Origin of the sequence: Streptococcus sp. 2018162 (assembly GCF_019754175.1) — a bacterium.
In the GTDB taxonomy this organism is placed as follows: Bacteria; Bacillota; Bacilli; order Lactobacillales; family Streptococcaceae; genus Streptococcus; species Streptococcus hashimotonensis.
Genome location: NZ_JAIJZP010000006.1, coordinates 72337 through 90547, shown reverse-complemented (window position 1 = coordinate 90547; position 18211 = coordinate 72337). Strand labels below are relative to the sequence as shown.

General features: G+C 42.9%; 17 protein-coding genes. 9 read left to right on the top strand and 8 right to left on the bottom strand.

Annotated features, from left to right (window positions below):
• Nucleotides 1–32: 32 nt before the first annotated feature.
• The 6 genes from K5Q22_RS06500 to argR all read right to left on the bottom strand — a co-directional run bounded on the left by K5Q22_RS06500 (nt 33) and on the right by argR (nt 5124).
• Nucleotides 33–884, bottom strand: coding sequence for an amino acid ABC transporter substrate-binding protein (locus K5Q22_RS06500; protein ID WP_105211594.1), 852 nt, complete (start codon nt 882–884; stop codon nt 33–35).
• 32 nt (nt 885–916) lie between these two features.
• A complete protein-coding gene (locus tag K5Q22_RS06495; RefSeq protein WP_029171291.1) occupies nt 917–1603 on the bottom strand; it encodes a gamma-glutamyl-gamma-aminobutyrate hydrolase family protein in 687 nt (228 codons plus the stop codon).
• Nucleotides 1604–1716: 113 nt separating this feature from the next.
• The gene (locus K5Q22_RS06490; protein ID WP_002941962.1) at nt 1717–1890 is read right to left on the bottom strand and encodes a hypothetical protein; all 174 of its coding nucleotides are present in this window, start codon (nt 1888–1890) and stop codon (nt 1717–1719) included.
• A 33-nt stretch (nt 1891–1923) separates the two neighbouring features.
• Nucleotides 1924–2046 (bottom strand): DUF3021 family protein, encoded by a 123-nt coding sequence (locus K5Q22_RS06485; protein WP_170239890.1) that lies wholly within the window; start codon nt 2044–2046, stop codon nt 1924–1926.
• An 82-nt stretch (nt 2047–2128) separates the two neighbouring features.
• Entirely contained in the window at nt 2129–4669 is a 2541-nt protein-coding gene (mutS, locus tag K5Q22_RS06480) for a DNA mismatch repair protein MutS (protein WP_205014035.1), read from the bottom strand.
• Nucleotides 4670–4683: 14 nt separating this feature from the next.
• The gene (argR, locus tag K5Q22_RS06475) at nt 4684–5124 is read right to left on the bottom strand and encodes an arginine repressor (protein WP_002937036.1); all 441 of its coding nucleotides are present in this window, start codon (nt 5122–5124) and stop codon (nt 4684–4686) included.
• Between the two features lie 106 nt (nt 5125–5230).
• On the opposite strand from argR, the gene argS reads away from it, so the two are divergent.
• Nucleotides 5231–6919: an arginine--tRNA ligase gene (gene argS / locus K5Q22_RS06470; protein ID WP_205014034.1), complete on the top strand. Its 1689-nt coding sequence runs from the start codon at nt 5231–5233 to the stop codon at nt 6917–6919.
• A 178-nt stretch (nt 6920–7097) separates the two neighbouring features.
• Nucleotides 7098–8012, top strand: coding sequence for an SH3 domain-containing protein (locus K5Q22_RS06465; RefSeq protein ID WP_205014033.1), 915 nt, complete (start codon nt 7098–7100; stop codon nt 8010–8012).
• 53 nt (nt 8013–8065) lie between these two features.
• Here the strand turns inward: K5Q22_RS06465 and K5Q22_RS06460 are convergent, their stop codons facing one another.
• Nucleotides 8066–8590, bottom strand: coding sequence for a hypothetical protein (locus K5Q22_RS06460; RefSeq protein WP_205014031.1), 525 nt, complete (start codon nt 8588–8590; stop codon nt 8066–8068).
• 111 nt (nt 8591–8701) lie between these two features.
• Here K5Q22_RS06460 and K5Q22_RS06455 point away from each other — a divergent pair, with 111 nt between their 5' ends.
• Nucleotides 8702–8884: a hypothetical protein gene (locus K5Q22_RS06455; protein WP_205014029.1), complete on the top strand. Its 183-nt coding sequence runs from the start codon at nt 8702–8704 to the stop codon at nt 8882–8884.
• Nucleotides 8885–8923: 39 nt separating this feature from the next.
• Here K5Q22_RS06455 and malQ read toward each other — a convergent pair whose 3' ends face one another.
• Nucleotides 8924–10444 (bottom strand): 4-alpha-glucanotransferase, encoded by a 1521-nt coding sequence (gene malQ, locus K5Q22_RS06450; RefSeq protein WP_205014026.1) that lies wholly within the window; start codon nt 10442–10444, stop codon nt 8924–8926.
• Nucleotides 10445–10745: 301 nt separating this feature from the next.
• Here malQ and K5Q22_RS06445 point away from each other — a divergent pair, with 301 nt between their 5' ends.
• The 6 genes from K5Q22_RS06445 to pulA all read left to right on the top strand — a co-directional run bounded on the left by K5Q22_RS06445 (nt 10746) and on the right by pulA (nt 18161).
• Entirely contained in the window at nt 10746–12005 is a 1260-nt protein-coding gene (locus tag K5Q22_RS06445; protein WP_024401029.1) for an extracellular solute-binding protein, read from the top strand.
• Between the two features lie 106 nt (nt 12006–12111).
• On the top strand, nt 12112–13407 hold the full coding sequence (locus K5Q22_RS06440; protein WP_009911009.1) for a sugar ABC transporter permease: 1296 nt from the start codon (nt 12112–12114) through the stop codon (nt 13405–13407).
• 1 nt (nt 13408) lies between these two features.
• Entirely contained in the window at nt 13409–14251 is an 843-nt protein-coding gene (locus tag K5Q22_RS06435) for a sugar ABC transporter permease (RefSeq protein ID WP_024384271.1), read from the top strand.
• A 131-nt stretch (nt 14252–14382) separates the two neighbouring features.
• Nucleotides 14383–15093 (top strand): hypothetical protein, encoded by a 711-nt coding sequence (locus K5Q22_RS06430; RefSeq protein WP_239514856.1) that lies wholly within the window; start codon nt 14383–14385, stop codon nt 15091–15093.
• 9 nt (nt 15094–15102) lie between these two features.
• Nucleotides 15103–16086, top strand: coding sequence for a LacI family DNA-binding transcriptional regulator (locus K5Q22_RS06425; protein ID WP_002936122.1), 984 nt, complete (start codon nt 15103–15105; stop codon nt 16084–16086).
• Nucleotides 16087–16109: 23 nt separating this feature from the next.
• Nucleotides 16110–18161: a type I pullulanase gene (gene pulA / locus K5Q22_RS06420; protein WP_205014023.1), complete on the top strand. Its 2052-nt coding sequence runs from the start codon at nt 16110–16112 to the stop codon at nt 18159–18161.
• Nucleotides 18162–18211 lie beyond the last annotated feature (50 nt).

Below are 18211 nucleotides of genomic sequence, written 5' to 3'. Positions count from 1 at the left end.
ACTGCTCCCTCCTGTCACAATACTATCGACTCCTATTCATTAGGAACAGCTAGTTCCTCCGCCGTTGGAGCATAGTCTTTTCCGAAGAATTGCTCTGTCAATTTTGCAATAGTCCCATCTTCGTTCAAAGCCTTGATACGGTCGTTGACAAAGCTTTGTAGAGCCGTATTGTCCGAAGAAAATACATAGTAAATAAACGGTTTTTCTGCTGCTTCAAGCTCGATTGTTTTAAGATTTGTCAAATTTTGATCTGCAATAATAGCATTAACCGTAGGGGCATCAAAAATTTTAAAATCATACTTGCCATCATTTATATTGGTCAAAATCTGTGTGATATTTTCGCCAGTATAGTTGATGTCGACTGGTTTATCCGTATGCTGAGTATTGTATTCCTCTAGCTGAGCAGCTGTTGTTGTCCCTGTAACTACCTGTGTAGAATGACCACCAATATCATTATAAGACTGAATATCCGTATCTTTTGGCACAGCTAAAACGGACGGTGTAGAGGCCGTTGGATAAGAATAGAGGTATTTTTCACCACGCTCTTTTGTATAGGAAGTATTATTCCCTAACAAATCAAAGCGTCCTGAATCCAAGCCAGGGAATTGACCGCTACCATCTGTTGTTTCAAAGGTCAATTCATACTGGTCAGAACCATCAAAGATAGCTCGAGCCAATTCAATATCAAACCCTGTCAACTCTCCATTCTCATCTCGATAAGAAAAAGGTTTGGTAGTCCCAACAGTTCCCATTACGATGATTTCTTTTTTATCCGCTTCTGAAGAGCTAGTGTTTGATGAGTTTGAGGTAGACGAGCAAGCTGCCAAAGCAACTGTCGCAAGAGCTGTGATACCAGCCAGTGATAGAATCGTTCTTAATTTCATAGTAATTCTCCTTTTGTATAAGCAAGTCAGACCTACAAGGTCTGCACAAAATAATCAAATAGCTTCTGATTACCGCCACTTTGATCAATCAGAAGTTCCGGATGCCACTGGACACCCAGAAAACGTGTCTCATCCATTGATCGGACAGCCTCAATAATACCATCATCCACAGAATGCGCAATCGCTTCTAGCCCCTGACCCAGATTCTCTATCGCCTGGCTGTGAATCGAATTAACAGCTACTCTCTGACCAAAAATACTAGCCAGAGGCGTTGCCTCTTTACATTCCACCTGGTGAATCAGATCAAAAGGCATGGACCGATGCCCCTCTACCGCTTGTTTGAGAGTTCCTCCACGTGCAACATTGAAAAGCTGCATCCCCCTGCAAATCCCCAAAATCGGTTTTTCCTGTCTCAAGGCTTCGTGGACCAATTTCAGTTCAAATTCGTCACGTTCCTTGAAATAGTCATCGCTTTCGATGAGTTTTTCTTGACCGTAAAACTGAGGTAATACATGTTGACCACCCGTCAGTAATAACTTATCAATCGCCGACACATAGTCAACAACATCCGTTTCACCAGACAAGGGGATATAAAAAGGAAGGCCCCCCGCTCGCTTGATTCCATCTGCAAAGTTACGAGACACCGATAACTTCATAATCGGAATCCCCTCTGCGACAGGCTTTTCATTACTGGTGATGCCAATAATCGGTTTCCCCATCCTGCCCTCCTTTCGTAATGTATAGACACTATCTTATCATGCCCTCTCTTTTTTGTATATTTTAAATTATTTATAGCCAGCCATAAAAAATATTTATGGATCAAAAAAAGAGCCTATTCTGACTCTTGTTTTCTAGTCCATAAAAAGTACAGGTTAATAGCACAGGCCACTAAAATCACAGCAGGCCAAAGCAAATTTAACAAAGGAAGTTTACCGACATTGTAGGCAATATAGAGAGTATTCCACACTACCCCCAAACTATAGACAATCGTCAAAATAATTTTCATAAGACACTCCAATTAAATGATAGTGCTATTATACTACAAACGACCGTTGATGTCCTGAATCTGCCGCTCCATTTTCCGATAGTTTAGGAAAAAGAGAGAAGCGTAGACCAAGACAAAGATCAGCCAGAAGAGGTAGATAAGTTCCTTGACCGACAATAGCAGAGGTTATGAGAGAAATAATGGTTCCGAGAGACCAAACGGCAAAAAAGCCAGAACAGCTGTCCTGACTTTCATTGTCTTATAGTTTCTTCTTCAATTCTGCCACCCTCATCATGACTTCCATTGGGGTCATATTGTAGATGTCCAGTTTTGCCAGTTCATCGAGGACTGGGTGAGAAGGCGTGTCTGCGAAGAGGTCGATTTGACCAGACGGCTCTTCCACAACTGACGGAGCTGGGTGAGTTGGTGCAGTAGGTGCTTGGTTTTCAAGTGTCTGTAAAATCCTATCCGCCCGCTCCAATAGCTCCTCTGGCATTCCCGCAATCTTAGCCACATGAATCCCGTAGGACTTGTCAGCTGGACCTTGGGCAATCTTGTGGAGGAAGGTGACTTGTCCGTCCTTCTCCAAGGTCGATACATGGACATTCTCTAAGTGTTCCAAGGTCTGGCTAAGGTCTGTCAACTCATGGTAGTGGGTGGCAAAGAGAGTCTTGGCACCAATCTTGTCGTGGATGTACTCGATGATAGACTGGGCCAGGGCCATACCGTCATAGGTAGCCGTTCCCCGTCCAAGTTCATCGAAGAGGATGAGCGAACGATCTGTCGCCAGACGGACCGCCTTATTGGCCTCCATCATTTCGACCATGAAGGTCGATTGACCGCTAACCAAGTCGTCTGCCGCCCCAATACGGGTAAAAATAGCATCGAAAATCGGCAATGCAGCCTGATCAGCAGGCACATAAGAACCCATCTGCGCCATGATGACGATAACCGCCAACTGCCGCATATAGGTAGACTTACCACTCATGTTTGGACCTGTAATCAGTTGCATATGCGTATCGGTATTCAGGTGAATAGAGTTGGGAATGTAGGTCTGCTTGCCCATGACTTTCTCCACCACCGCATGACGACCACGGTCAATGGTCACTTCTCTTTGATCTGTAAAGCGTGGACAAACCAAATGTTGCTGCTCCGCCACAACTGCAAAGGCCTGCAAAACATCGATGGTTGCAATGGTCCGAGCTAACTTCTGCAAGCGACCGATATACTTCTCAACCTCTTGGCGAATCCGCATGAAAATCTCGTATTCCAAATTAGCAGACTTATCACGCGCCTCCAACATCTGCCCTTCGATCTTAGCCAACTCTTCCGTTCCATAGCGCTCCGAGTTTTTCAAGGTCGCCTTACGGAAAAAATGGTCCGGCACATTGCCCAGATTGGAATTGGTCACATGGAAATAGTAGCCGTCTTTTTTGTTGTAATCAATCTTGAGATTATTGATACCAGATGCTTCACGCTCCTTGGACTCAATCTCCGCAATCCAACCCGCTCCCTCACGCATGACCAGACGATACTGATCCAGCGTTTCGTCAAAGCCCGTACGGATGATGTTTCCATCTGTGATGGTCCCTTGGGCTTCTGGGTCAATAGCAGAGCTGATGAGAGCATGCAGTTCTGGAATTGGGTCCAATCCAGCTACCAGATTGCCTAGAGCAGGCTCATTGATTTGTTGCAAGATATTCTTGATTGCTGGGATATTTCCCAAAGTCTGGGAGAGCTGCAAGAGATCCTTGGGCATGGTTTTTCCAAAAGACACCCGACTGGCCAAACGTTCGATGTCATAGACACCTTTTAAAGCCTCGACCAAGTCACTCCGTTCAAAGAAGTAATCCAGAAAAACCTGAACGACAGCCTGACGATTCTCAATCCGCTTAAGGTCAATCAAGGGACGATCAATCCATGTCCGCAATAGTCGCATACCCATGGCTGTCTTGGTTTCGTCTAGCAACCAGTACAAACTACCATGCTTCTTGCCTGTCCGACCGTTTTCAAGCAGGTCCAGACTAGACTTGGTTGCATAGTCCATTTGCAGATAGTCCTTGATTTCATAATGGACCACCTTCTGCAAGTGGCTCAGATCTCGCATCTGAGTCCGATGAAGGTAGCTGAGGAGTTTACCCGCCGCAGCCTTTTCCAAGTCCGTCAGCGAGTTGTCAATCAGCTGAACATCCTCCGTCACCTCATCTTCAAAAGAGAGCAACAAGTTCATCTGATTCGAGAAAACCTGCTCCTCTTCCTCCGACAGAGCATAGCCGATGACCAATTCACGTGCCCGTAAATTGCGGATTTCACCGCAAAGACTGGTAAAATCATCCAAACTAGTCACAAAAAACTGACCTGTTGACACATCCATATAAGAAAGTGCGAACTGCACTCCCTGACGGTCAATCGCAACCAAATAGTTACTATCTGCTCCCATTTTGGACGAGTCTGTTACCGTACCAGGAGTAATGACCTGCACTACTTCCCGCTTGACCACGCCGACTGCCTGCTTAGGATCTTCCATCTGCTCAGCAATAGCGACCTTATGCCCTAATTCAACAAGTGTGTCGATATACTGTTGTGCCGCATGATACGGTACCCCCGCCATAGGAATCGGATTCTCCGCATTCTTATTCCGACTGGTCAAGGACAATTCCAAAATCTGTGCCGCTTCCACCGCATCTTCATAAAATAACTCATAAAAGTCTCCCATACGGAAAAGCAAAAAAGCATCTGGATACTGTGCTTTTATATCCAGATACTGCTGCATTCCCGGAGAAATTTTTTCTGTTGCCATCATCTCTCCCTGTTCTAATTCAAATAGTAGTTAATCTCCGCTTCAACTTGCTGAGCCGCTACATCATCTCGACAAATAACTAAAAGTGTATTAGCTCCCGCCAGCGTTCCCAAAATAGTCTCTGGCTTTTCTGCATCAATGATATTGGCCATCAAGGCCGCTTCTCCCAGCTCTGAATGAAGGACCAGAATAAAACTAGCCCTATCTACTTTATACGCATATTGTGCCAATAATTGGATAAAATTCACGCGCTCTTCTTCGATAGCTAAGGAATAAAATGAACGCCCATTTTCATGAATTTTTATCACTCCCAACTCACGTAAATCACGAGACAAGGTTGTCTGGGTTACCACTACCCCTCGAGCCTCTAAACCTTGCTGAATATCCGTTTGTCGCCCTATTTTTTCTTGACGAATCATGGCCTTTATTAAATCATGTCGTCCTGCTTTATTCATCATTTTACCTCAAAATGTATATTTATAGAAATATTATAACACTTTTCCCCGCTATTAGCCTAGAAATGTGTTAAAATAGAATCAATAACTTTGGAGGAAATCCTATATGAATCAAAAACAAGTGATTGCAGAAAGATTGGCTGCCATCCTTCCGAGTTTGGAAGTGGAAGCTATCTACAATCTGCTAGAAAAACCAAAATCATCAGAAATGGGCGATATTGCCTTCCCAGCCTTCTCACTTGCTAAAGTGGAACGCAAGGCTCCACAGGCTATCGCAGCGGACATCGTTGAAAAACTCGATACAACTGGCTTTGAGAACGTTGTTGCAACTGGTCCTTACGTCAACTTCTTCTTGGACAAGGCTGCTATCTCCCACCAAGTCTTGACAGATGTCATTACGCAGAAAGACCAATACGGTCAACTCAACATCGGTCAGGGACGCAATGTTACCATCGACATGTCTAGTCCCAACATTGCTAAACCTTTCTCAGTTGGACATTTGCGTTCAACCGTTATCGGCGATGCCCTTGCCAATATCCACGAAAAGCTTGGCTACAACCCAATCCGCATCAACCACTTGGGTGACTGGGGTAAACAGTTCGGTATGTTGATTGTTGCCTACAAACTTTGGGGGGACAAGGCTGCGGTCGAAGCAGACCCAATTTCAGAACTCCTCAAACTCTATGTGCGTATCAACGCTGAAGCGGAAGAAAAGCCTGAGTTGGACGAAGAAGCTCGTCAATGGTTCAAAAAATTGGAAGATGGCGATCCAGAAGCTCACGAGCTATGGCAATGGTTCCGTGATGAAAGCTTGGTCGAATTCAACCGCATTTACGACAAACTCGATGTAACGTTCGACAGCTATAATGGCGAAGCTTTCTACAACGATAAGATGGACGAAGGCATCCAAATCTTAGAAGAAAAAGGACTTCTTCAAGAATCTAAAGGTGCGAGAATCGTTGACCTCGAAAGCTACAATCTTCCACCAGCCCTCATCATGAAAACAGACGGTGCAACACTTTACATCACACGTGACATGGCAACAGCTATGTACCGCAAACGCACTTACGACTTTGTGAAAAGCATCTATGTCGTTGGTCAGGAGCAAATCAACCACTTCAAACAGCTCAAGGCTGTCTTGAAAGAAATGGATTTCGACTGGAGCGACGATATGACCCATATCACCTTCGGTCTGGTTACCAAGGATAAGAAAAAACTCTCTACTCGTAAAGGAAATATTATCCTACTCGAGCCAACTCTAGATGAAGCTATTTCACGCGCCCTTACTCAAATCGAAGCTAAAAACCCTGACCTTGAAAACAAGGAAGAAGTGGCACACGCAGTTGGTGTAGGCGCTGTTAAGTTCTACGACCTCAAAACCGACCGTGACAACGGCTACGACTTCGACCTAGAAGCTATGGTTTCCTTCGAGGGCGAAACAGGTCCTTACGTACAATACGCATACGCCCGCATCCAGTCTATCCTGCGCAAAGCCAACTTTGTACCAAGCGCAGAAAATGACTACAAACTAGCTGACGCAGAAAGCTGGGAAATCATCAAGCACATCCAAAACTTCTCAAACGTTGTAGAACGTGCCGGTGACAAATTTGACCCATCTCTCATCGCTAAATATGCTATCAACCTGGCGCAAGCCTTCAACAAGTACTACGCACACACTCGTATCTTGGATGAAAGCCCAGAGCGTGACAGCCGTCTAGCACTTGCCTACGCGACAGGACTTGTCCTCAAAGAAGCTCTACGTCTTCTCGGCGTAAAAGCACCTGAAAAAATGTAATCAAAGCCTTCGGCCATCAGCCGAGGCTTTTTTCTACCACATTGCCTACTATCGTTTCCGATTCCTTATCACAACAACTCCTTATGCCAAATGAAAATCAAAAAGATTCATTTCAATTACGAATATATAGATGGGAGGTACACGTGATGCCTCTACATCTACTACACAAGGAGAAATAATGAAAACATTCTTGAAAAGAAAAGGAATCGCCTGTCAGCTTCTAGCCGCCATTTTCATTGTCGGTATCAATTTACAATCCCCACCTTCAGCCTCAGCCAATGCACGAGGAGATGACTATCCCTACACAGCAGTTGATGCAGTCGATCCATGGAGACTCTACACACGCCAGTGCACCTCCTTTGTAGCCTTTCGACTTAGCACTGTTAACGGTTTTACATTGCCACCTGCCTATGGTGATGCCAATGTTTGGGGCCATCGTGCCAAACAAGAAGGTTATCAAGTTAACATGACACCTGCTGTCGGCGCCGTTGCCTGGTGGGAAACTCCCATGCATGTCGCATGGGTTTCTGCAGTAAATGGAGATACCGTAGAGATCGAGGAATACAACTACGGTGTTCGCTATACCTACGGAAGGCGAGTTATCCCCAAAAATGCCGTTAGCGGCTACATTCATTTTAAAGACCTCGGAGCGGGAACAACCAACTCTCAACCCGCCTTAGCCCCAAGCGGCACCTATACTTTTACCAGCCAACTGGCCATCAAATCTCAAGCTAGTCTATCTAGCCCTACCCTCGATTACTATTATGCTGGCGAAAGCGTCCGCTACGACAAGGTTCTTGAAGCCGACGGACAACGATGGATTAGCTATATCAGCTATTCTGGAGCTCGGCGCTATATCGCCATCCAGCCTACCATTACTCCATCTACAAACAACAGCCTACCAGCGTCAGGTAGCTACACCATCCAGTCCTACTCTAGTGTCCGCAACAATCCAAGTCTGTCCAGTCCTGAAATCACCTTCTACGGAGCCGGCTCAGTCGTTCGCTATGATAAAGTTATTACTGCCGAAGGTCGCACATGGATTAGCTATATCAGTTACTCAGGTGCTCGACGCTACATCGCCATCTCCTAATCATAAAAAAGGCAAAATTTAAAAGCACAATCTTTTTAGACTGTGCTTTTTCATTAAATATCTGTCGAATTAATAGCTGTGCTCGGTTTTTCTTTCGGTTTACGCAGATGGAAGAAAATAGTTACCCCAAAATAGATGGCAAATAGGACAACTCGAATAATATAATTCATCATTGCCTGCGCCTCTACTGACTGACGCATAACTGAATCCGTATAAATTTGACCCAACCCTTTCTCACCAATAAAAGCATAGGTCGAAAATAGGAGAGTTACAAAAAGATAACCCAGGTAGGTATAAGAAGCCTGCTCATTTTTCTTGAGGAAAAGCAGTACAATCGTCGCAATCACAGCAAGTAATAGCACAACTGCAAATACCTTATTGACAAGATTCGTCTGGAAATTGATAGATTCTCTCATGTAGGTAAAATATGCCTCATCAATCCCCTCAACATTAAAATTCTGCAACAATTGACGCACAACCGCCTCATCGTACTTCGCAAAAAATATATTAAAGCCACGCAATACGCTCGCAATAGATGACAGCACAACAAAAATATACAAATGAATTGGTCTTTTCATAATAGCCTCCTTTTTTCTATATTTTATACTCATATTTTTGTATTGTCAATCATATATTTCATTTGACTACAAATATAATTTTGTTATACTAAGTTCAAAGGAGGAAAACTCATGAAGAAATTACCCACCTATATCGGAGTGATTATTTTTGTAGTTACTCTACTGATTAACTGGTTATTGCCAAGTCTTGCTAAAGTGCTGAATACATTTTTCATTTGGACTATCGTAGCCTGCCTACTCTACACCATCTACTACTGGATTTGCTACTGGCTCTATGTCCGTAAACAGAGATAACAAAGACTCCTCTAAGTTAGCTGCTTAGAGGAGTTCATTTTATTCTGACTTTTCATCAACCAAATGCACATTAACCCGACGATAGGTTTCTGTAAGGTCTAGCAATTCCGCTTCAACCTCTGGTGTCAATTGATCTGCCGTCATTCTCCAAGTCCAGTTACCACCAAGTGTATTTGGCAAGTTCATGCGAGCTGAACCATCCAAACCAAGTAGGTCCTGCATAGTAGCCACCGCCATAAAGGCAGGCGAACCAAAGAGCAGGCGGAAAAGAGCATGACTGACCGTTTCGCCCTCACGACGATTGCTGTACTTATCTAAGAATGCACGCGATTCTTTCGTTGTTTCATTTTCGTACCAGCCAAGAATCGTATCATTATCATGGGTTCCCGCATATGCCACCACATTATTAGGATGGTTATGTGGCATTTCAATGCTGTCGCCCTCAGGGTCAAAGGCAAATTGCAGGACTTTCATACCAGGAAAACCTGTCGTATCACGTAATTGGATGACCTTATCTGTCACAGAGCCCAAATCCTCAGCTATGATATTTAAATCACCAAGTTCACGCTTGATTGTATCAAATAATTCAAAACCTGGTGCTTCAACACGATAGCCATTTACAGCTGTTTCTTCACCCGCTGGAATTTCCCAGAAGGAGGCAAAGCCGATAAAGTGGTCGATACGTACCATATCGTATATCTTAAAGGATTCACGTAAACGAGCAACCCACCAAGTAAATCCGTCATGCTTCATCGCTTCCCAATCATAAATCGGATTGCCCCAAAGCTGACCAATTTCTGAAAAGGCATCTGGTGGGCATCCTGCAACCACACTCGGCTTACCTTCTTCATCCGTTTTAAAGAAATGTGGATTAGCCCACATATCGGCAGAATCAGCCGCGATATAAATCGGCATATCCCCAACAAACTCAACACCTTTGGCATTGGCGTAAGCCTTTAAAGCCTTCCATTGTGAAAAGAATAAATATTGTGTAATACGGTGATAATCGATTCGATCTGCCAACAAGTGACGATAATATTCCAAGGTATCGTGGTAACGTAAGCGCGCCCCTTGATCTTCCCATTCTGTCCAAGGTTTGAGATCAAAATGCTCTTTTATAGCCATATACTCCGCAAAGGTATGAATCCAAAAGTCATTCTCCCCTAAGAACATCCAATAATCTTCTGGCAGGCCTTGTGCCTTCATGTTGGCAACTGCCTTCTCCAGTAATGGACGGCGAGCATAAAAAATGGCTGCGTAATCTACCTCTGTAGGATTCTGCCCAAAATCAACACCTTGTAAATCCTCTGCTGCCAGCCAGCCTTTCTCAATCAATATATCGAAATCAATAAAATGAGTATTCCCTGCAAAAGCTGAAAATGACTGGTAAGGAGAATCTCCATAACTGGTTGTTCCCAAAGGTAAGATTTGCCAATAGCGTTGCTTAGTTCTTACCAAAAAATCAACAAATTCATAGGCCGATTGTCCCATGGAACCAATTCCATATTTTCCTGGTAATGATGAAATGTGCATCAGCACACCACTCTGTCTTACTTTCATAAGCTCTCCTATCTAATCCGCTTACATGACGCAAACGTTTTCTCTTTTTCATTATATACTGAAAACGGTAACAAATCAAGGGATTTTCCTTTAATTCTGTTCGTTCCTATACCATTCCATATTTCTTTTCATTATATATACAAAAAAATTCTTACGTTTTTTAAAACTCAAAAAAATTTTTAATTTTTTTTATAAAAACGCTTGCAAACGGATTCAATCTGGTGTATAATGTAGTCAACTTAGGAAAACGTTTGCGCAAAGCAGACGTCACACAAAACTATTTATCTTCGGAGGGAAGAAAATGAAACACAATCTCCTTAAGAGCGTTGCTCTTCTTGCTGCATCAACTGCTGTTTTAGCTGCTTGCTCAAACTCAGGTTCATCAACAGAGGCATCTAAGTCTGCTGAAGGTAGCAAAGAATTGACTGTCTACGTTGACCAAGGTTATGAATCTTATATCAACGACGTCAAAGCTGACTTCGAAAAAGAAAATGGTGTGACTGTTACAGTTAAAACTGGTGATGCTTTGACTGGTTTGGATAACTTGTCATTGGATAACCAATCTGGTTCAGCTCCAGACGTTATGATGGCACCATACGACCGTGTAGGTAGCCTTGGTTCTGAAGGTCAATTATCTGAATTGACACTTGCAGATGATAGCAAAGCAGATGAGACAACAACAGCTCTTGTAACAAACGGTGGTAAAGTTTACGGTTCACCAGCAGTTATCGAGACACTTGTTCTTTACTACAACAAAGACTTGTTGACTGAAGCTCCTAAGACATTTGCAGAACTTGAAACACTTGCTAAAGATAGCAAATATGCCTTTGAAGGAGAAGCTGGTAAAACAACTGCCTTCCTTGCTGACTGGACAAACTTCTACTACACTTACGGACTTCTAGCTGGTTACGGTGGCTACGTATTTGGTGAAAACGGTACTGATCCAAAAGACATCGGTCTTGCTAACGAAGGCGCAATCCAAGCGATTGAATACGCTAAAACTTGGTATGAAAAATGGCCTCAAGGTCTTCAAGACGGTACTGCTGCAAACAACTTGATTAACACTCAATTTACAGACGGTAAAGCAGCTGCTATCATCGAAGGACCTTGGAAAGCAGCTTCATATAAAGAAGCTGGTGTAAACTATGGTGTAGCAACAATCCCAACTCTTGTAAACGGTAAAAACTACTCAGCATTCGGTGGTGGTAAAGCGTGGATTGTTCCTACAGGCGCTAAAAACCAAGAAATGGCTCAAAAATTTGTTGACTTCTTGACTGCTACAGACCAACAAAAAGCACTTTACGACGCTACAAACGAAGTTCCAGCTAACACTGAAGCTCGTGAATATGCTGTAAGCAAAAACGACGAATTGACAACTGCAGTTATCAACCAGTTCGCTTCAGCTCAACCAATGCCAAACATCTCAGAAATGGGTTCAGTTTGGACACCAGCTGGCAACATGCTCTTCGAAGCTGCAAGTGGTGCAAAAGACGCTAAAACTGCTGCAACAGACGCTGTGAAAGCTATTGCAGACGAAATTGCTCAAAAACACAGCAACTAGTCAAGTTTAAAGTTGGACTGGGAGTTCCTCCCAGTCTACTTTATTACTTAACGATAAACTGAATAGATAAAATCTACCATCTATTCAGAAGCTATATAAGGAGACTATGACTATGAAACAAAATCCAGGTAAGGCACTCCTTTTGTCCCTGATCCCTGGTCTCGGACAAATCTACAATAAACAAAAAGCCAAAGGATACATCTTTTTGGGTGTTACCCTTGCCTTCCTTGTTTATTTTATTGCTATTGCAGCTGGTGAATTAGGCAACTTGATTACCCTCGGTAGTGTTCGTGGACAAGATAATTCACTATTCATGCTGATTCGCGGTTCTTTCCATTTGATTATCACGGTTGTCTATCTCGCTTTCTATGCACTCAACCTAAAAGATGCACGTGATACCGCGAAACGATGGAATTCAGGGATGCCAGTGGCTACCACATTAAAAGAAATGGTAAAAGGTATCTATGAGAATGGTTTCCCATATCTCTTGATTATCCCATCATATATTGCGATGACCTTTGCTATCATCTTCCCAGTTGTCGTTACATTGTTTATCGCCTTTACAAACTACGACTTCAAACACCTGCCACCAAGCGCATTATTGGATTGGATTGGTATTACCAACTTTACAAACATCTGGAAACTAAGCACATTCCGTACCGCATTTGGTTCTGTACTTGGCTGGACAATTATCTGGGCACTCTGCGCTTCAACAGCTCAAATTGTTATCGGTATCTTGACAGCCATCATCGCAAATCAACCATTCATCAAAGGAAAACGTATCTTCGGTGTTATCTTCTTGCTCCCATGGGCTGTTCCTGCCTTCGTAACTATCTTGACTTTTAGTAACATGTTCAACGATAGTGTCGGTGCTATTAACACACAGGTATTGCCATTCTTGAGCAAATTCCTACCATTCATCGATAATTTCCTTATCCCTTGGAAGACCGACCCATTCTGGACTAAAGTTGCTCTCATTATGATGCAGGCTTGGCTTGGTTTCCCTTATATCTATGTTTTGACCTTGGGTATTTTACAATCCATTCCAAACGACTTGTACGAAGCTGCTTACATTGATGGTGCAAGTGCCATTCAAAAATTCCGTAACATAACCCTTCCGATGATTTTAGCAGTAGCAGCTCCAACACTAATCAGTCAATACACCTTCAACTTCAACAACTTCTCTATCATCTACCTCTTCAACAATGGTGGTCCTGGTAGCGTCGGTGGTGGAGCAGGTTCAACTGACATCTTGATTTCATGGATTTATAAATTAACCACAGGTACATCACCTCAATACTCAATGGCGGCAGCAGTTACATTGATTATCTCAATGATTGTCATCAGTATTTCCATGATTGCCTTCAAAAAACTAAATGCTTTTGAAATGGAGGATGTATAAGATGAAAGTATCTGTAAAATTTAGACGTAGAATCAATCAGACCTTAACCTATCTCTATCTGATTGTTCTGTCTGTTATCATCATCTATCCTCTCTTGATTACAATCATGTCCGCCTTCAAGTCTGGTAACGTGGTTGCCTTCAAATTGGATAGCAATATCAACTTTACACTAGACAATTTCAGCAAGCTCTTTAGCGAGACTCTATACGGAACCTGGTACCTCAATACGCTTATCATTGCTCTCTTGACAATGGTTATTCAAACAAGTATAGTGGTACTAGCGGGTTACGCTTATAGTCGCTATAACTTCATCGCTCGTAAGCAGAGTTTGGTTTTCTTCTTGATTATCCAAATGGTACCAACCATGGCTGCTCTTACCGCCTTCTTCGTTATGGCCCTCATGCTCAATGCGCTCAACCAAAGCTGGTTCCTCATCTTCCTTTATGTCGGTGGTGGTATCCCAATGAACGCTTGGCTCATGAAAGGCTACTTCGATACGGTGCCAATCTCACTTGATGAATCTGCAAAACTAGACGGCGCTGGTCACTTCAGACGTTTCTGGCAAATCGTCCTCCCACTCGTTCGTCCAATGATTGCTGTACAAGCGCTCTGGGCCTTCATGGGACCTTTTGGGGATTACATCCTATCCAAATTCTTGCTTCGTGAAAAAGAATTCTATACTGTAGCTGTCGGCCTTCAAACCTTCATCAGTGATGTGAAAAATATGAAGATTGCCTACTTTGCGGCAGGTGCTATTCTTATTGCCCTCCCTATCAGTATCCTATTCTTCTTCCTACAAAAGAACTTTGTATCTGGTTTAACAAGCGGTGGCGACAAGGGATAACCCTGTCCCACCTTTTCCCTTTTCAGGGGAAACATTGATATTTATGAAAGGTCCAACGAATGCTCCCATATCCTTTTTCCTATTTTTCTAGTATCTTCTCTCCAAGAAATATGTTTGCCAATCGTAGACTAATGAACCTTTGGCAACGGTTGTTTACAACGCTTTTTTTAGTGGCGCTCTTGCTCATTCCGAGCTCCCTACAGACTGTCAATCTCGAAACCTATCCTTTAGAAAATTTCGTAGAAGGTATCTATTCACCTCTGACAGATCAGGTCGTAGATGACCTCCGTCAACATGCAGTCATCAAAAACAACCACCTAACCTATACTGGAAATACTAACTGGGAGCAAGTGACATTTGGTGATACCGTTAGCTCTAGTTCTGACTTTACTTATCAATTCGCCAATCAGTCTCTGACTATTCGTAAAGGAAGTGATATTCTAAGCGAATTGACTTATGAAGGTTTGAATACCGACGATTTTGCTAGTAAGGAGACATTAACTGCAGCCATCTCTAAAAAATGGTATCAAGCCAACCGAGCAGCTGTCGGACTGTCCATCACTCTTATTTCGACCTTTATTTTAACAACAAACCTACTCTTCATCCTACTAGGAGCCAGCTTCTTCCTCTTTTTGACTAAAAAGTCTCGTTTCTTCCATTTTGAAACATTTGCAGAGTGCTATAATTTTGCTCTCAACTGTCTGGGCCTGCCTACTCTTATAGCCTGTCTAATTGGACTATTTGGTCAACCTGTGACTACCCTTCTAACCATACAAAATATCCTATTTGTGCTATGCTTGTTATGGGTATTTTTCAAAACAAAATTCAGAGATGAAATTTAGGAGGTCTATATGCGTGCAACCATCAAAGATGTGGCTAAATTAGCTGGTGTCTCGCCATCTACAGTTACTCGTGTCATTCAAAATAGCTCTGCCATTAGCCAAAAAACGAAAGACTTGGTGCGGAAAGCCATGGCGGATCTCAACTACCATCCAAACCTCAACGCTCGAAGCCTAGTTTCTAGCTATACACAGGTTATCGGACTGGTTTTGCCAGATGACTCGGATGTTTTCTATCAAAACCCCTTCTTCCCTACTGCCTTACGAGGAATTTCTCAAGTTGCAGCAGATCATAATTATGCCATCCAAATCTCCACAGGAAAGAATGAAGAACAACGTCTAGAAGCGATTTCTCAGATGGTCTACGGCAAACGAGTGGACGGACTCATCTTCCTCTATTCCAAGCCCGACGATCCATTGGTACAATTGGCTATCCAACACAAATTCCCCTTCCTCATTCTTGGTAAGGCGGATTCTCCATTCATATCACTAGTTGATAATGATAATATCCAGGCCGGCTTTGAAGCTACCAACTACTTCATCAATAAAGGTTACAAAAACATTGCCTTCGTCGCTGGTAACAAAGAGTTGGTCGTATCTCAAGACCGTTATACAGGTTACAAGAACGCCCTTAAATCGCACAATATTCCCCTGGATGAAAACAAGGTCAAGTTTGTGTCTGGCTTCCTTCTCGAAGACAGTGCCTATAAAATTTCTAAGAAATTACTCAAACAAGACCTGGATGCAATCGTCACAACCGACACTTCCGTTGCCGAAGGTGTTGTCAAATATCTCAACGAAGTCGGAGTCAAACTTCCTATCATTTCTTTCGACTCCGTCAAGCCAAAACTAGATATTGAAGCCTACGTTGACGTCCACGCTATTAAACTAGGACGTGTCGCATTCAACACTCTACACCAAATCATCAATGACAACAAGGAAGACAAGCAAGTCTGCTACCGACGTGTCATTCCACATACCATTACCGAACTCTAACTTAGAAAGGAGCCTTTTGGCTCATGGCATTACGACAATTCCAAGCATTCCTTGATGATGTAGCAACTATTCGCTTGGTCATGGAAAAACGATTCGACTCCGAACATATGAGCTTCTCACTCGAATCAAATGATGCTACGTCTCAACTTTTTATCCATTCCTGTCTAGAAGTAGACAATCTCGTTATCTATTATCTAACCAGCCTCCATGCATTGACATTGGACAAGGACTATACCATCTACGACCAGGACCGTAATAAAGCTGAACTCGGCTATGGTCATATTGTTCGCTCTACACTTTTTGAACAAAGTTATACATACAATGGGCAAGACTTAGGAGCAACCTATCGACCAGAGGCAACAACCTTTAAGTTATGGGCACCTATTTCTAAGCAAGTTTTTCTTGTTCTAGAAGGAAACCCATATGCAATGACTAAGGGAGCAAAAGGAGTTTGGGAAATTACTGTTGAAGGAGACCTCGAAGCGCACAGCTATCACTATCTCCACAAAGTAAACGGTGAATGGATTTCCGTTCACGATCCCTACGCCCTGTCTTCCACAGCCAACTCAGGTGACAGCTACGTTATCAATCCAGATAAACTTCATAAAATCCGTCGTGCTAAGACCCAACGACCTATCTCTCAGTCCATTATCTATGAAATGAGCGTCCGTGATTTCTCATGGCAAAAAGAAGCTGGTTTCAAGCATCGCAGTCAATTTCTCGGATTGACAGAGTCTCCTACCATGGATGGCATGAAGCTAGGAATGGATTACATCAGAGAACTAGGCGTTACCCATATTCAATTATTGCCTGTTTATGATTTTGGCAGTGTGGATGAAAATAAACCCCAAGCTGTTTACAACTGGGGCTACGACCCTATGCAATACAATCTGCCAGAAGGTTCCTATTCTAGCCAACCAAATGATCCTTACGCACGTATTCTAGAGCTACAAGAAGCTATTCAGGCCTACCATGATGCAGATATTTCCGTTATTATGGACGTTGTTTACAACCACGTCTATCATGCTGAAAAGTACGCATTTGAGCTCATCGTTCCAGGCTACTTCTATCGCTATGATGACCACGGCATGCGAACAGACGGGACATTCTGCGGTAACGACGTTGCCAGCGAGCGCAGTATGGTCCGCAACTACATCAAACAATCCCTTCGCCAATGGCTAGAACTCTATGGTTTTGATGGCTTCCGTTTCGACCTTATGGGTATTTTAGATAGCGAAACAATCAACCAGATTCAAACTGAATTATCTGCCATTTACCCAAATGTCTACCTCTATGGTGAAGGATGGAAAATGGCAACAGGCCTCGAATTTGAAAAGCTGGCTCATCAGTACAATGCAGAGCAGTTACCTGAAATCAGCTTCTTCAACGACGATTACCGTGATACCTTTAAGAAACTCTTGCTCAATCCAAACCGTCTAGTAGATAAGCAATTGCACGAAAAGGTACAACATCTCCTGACTGGTAGCCGATTAAGCCATTTCTTAACGCCTCAACAGTCCCTTAACTACATCGAATGCCATGATAATGCTACAGCATTTGACTATTTCCATATTGAGAATCCAAACTGGACACCTCAACAGCAAAAACGTGCTGCAAGTTTTGGGCTCCAGCTCATCTTAATCTCTCAGGGTATGGCCTTCATTCACAGCGGACAGGAATTTTTCCGTACAAAAGATGAAATAGATAATACTTACAATGTCCCTGACCGTATCAACCGTCTGGACTGGACACGAGCTATTCGCTATAAGGAACATATCGAATTCATTCAGGAATTAATTACCTTCCGCAAAAATAATCCAATACTCAGCCAGGATAACTACGAAAGTATCCAAGAAACTTGTGATTTCTACTGGTTAACTGAATATGTTCTTCGCTATCAAGTGACAAGTGAAGAAAAGACCATTCAATTTATCATCAACTTTGCGGATAGCGACTTTACCTATGAACGTGAAAAAAATAAGACAGTTCTCTACAACTATCCTCCAGTCGAAGAGTGTGATCAGCAAGAAATCACAATTGCAGGACAGAGTATTTGCATTTTAGAAGACAAATAGGACTTTAGACCGATGAAACACGATATAGTCTGAGGTATACTATAGTCAAT

What these genes read in the sequence shown, in the direction of transcription:
- K5Q22_RS06500 (WP_105211594.1), bottom strand. Translation starts at nt 884, where the DNA reads ATGAAATTAAGAACGATTCTATCACTGGCTGGTATCACAGCTCTTGCG.
- K5Q22_RS06495 (WP_029171291.1), bottom strand. Translation starts at nt 1,603, where the DNA reads ATGGGGAAACCGATTATTGGCATCACCAGTAATGAAAAGCCTGTCGCA.
- K5Q22_RS06490 (WP_002941962.1), bottom strand. Translation starts at nt 1,890, where the DNA reads ATGAAAATTATTTTGACGATTGTCTATAGTTTGGGGGTAGTGTGGAAT.
- mutS (WP_205014035.1), bottom strand. Translation starts at nt 4,669, where the DNA reads ATGGCAACAGAAAAAATTTCTCCGGGAATGCAGCAGTATCTGGATATA.
- argR (WP_002937036.1), bottom strand. Translation starts at nt 5,124, where the DNA reads ATGAATAAAGCAGGACGACATGATTTAATAAAGGCCATGATTCGTCAA.
- argS (WP_205014034.1), top strand. Translation starts at nt 5,231, where the DNA reads ATGAATCAAAAACAAGTGATTGCAGAAAGATTGGCTGCCATCCTTCCG.
- K5Q22_RS06465 (WP_205014033.1), top strand. Translation starts at nt 7,098, where the DNA reads ATGAAAACATTCTTGAAAAGAAAAGGAATCGCCTGTCAGCTTCTAGCC.
- K5Q22_RS06460 (WP_205014031.1), bottom strand. Translation starts at nt 8,590, where the DNA reads ATGAAAAGACCAATTCATTTGTATATTTTTGTTGTGCTGTCATCTATT.
- K5Q22_RS06455 (WP_205014029.1), top strand. Translation starts at nt 8,702, where the DNA reads ATGAAGAAATTACCCACCTATATCGGAGTGATTATTTTTGTAGTTACT.
- malQ (WP_205014026.1), bottom strand. Translation starts at nt 10,444, where the DNA reads ATGAAAGTAAGACAGAGTGGTGTGCTGATGCACATTTCATCATTACCA.
- K5Q22_RS06445 (WP_024401029.1), top strand. Translation starts at nt 10,746, where the DNA reads ATGAAACACAATCTCCTTAAGAGCGTTGCTCTTCTTGCTGCATCAACT.
- K5Q22_RS06440 (WP_009911009.1), top strand. Translation starts at nt 12,112, where the DNA reads ATGACTATGAAACAAAATCCAGGTAAGGCACTCCTTTTGTCCCTGATC.
- K5Q22_RS06435 (WP_024384271.1), top strand. Translation starts at nt 13,409, where the DNA reads ATGAAAGTATCTGTAAAATTTAGACGTAGAATCAATCAGACCTTAACC.
- K5Q22_RS06430 (WP_239514856.1), top strand. Translation starts at nt 14,383, where the DNA reads ATGAACCTTTGGCAACGGTTGTTTACAACGCTTTTTTTAGTGGCGCTC.
- K5Q22_RS06425 (WP_002936122.1), top strand. Translation starts at nt 15,103, where the DNA reads ATGCGTGCAACCATCAAAGATGTGGCTAAATTAGCTGGTGTCTCGCCA.
- pulA (WP_205014023.1), top strand. Translation starts at nt 16,110, where the DNA reads ATGGCATTACGACAATTCCAAGCATTCCTTGATGATGTAGCAACTATT.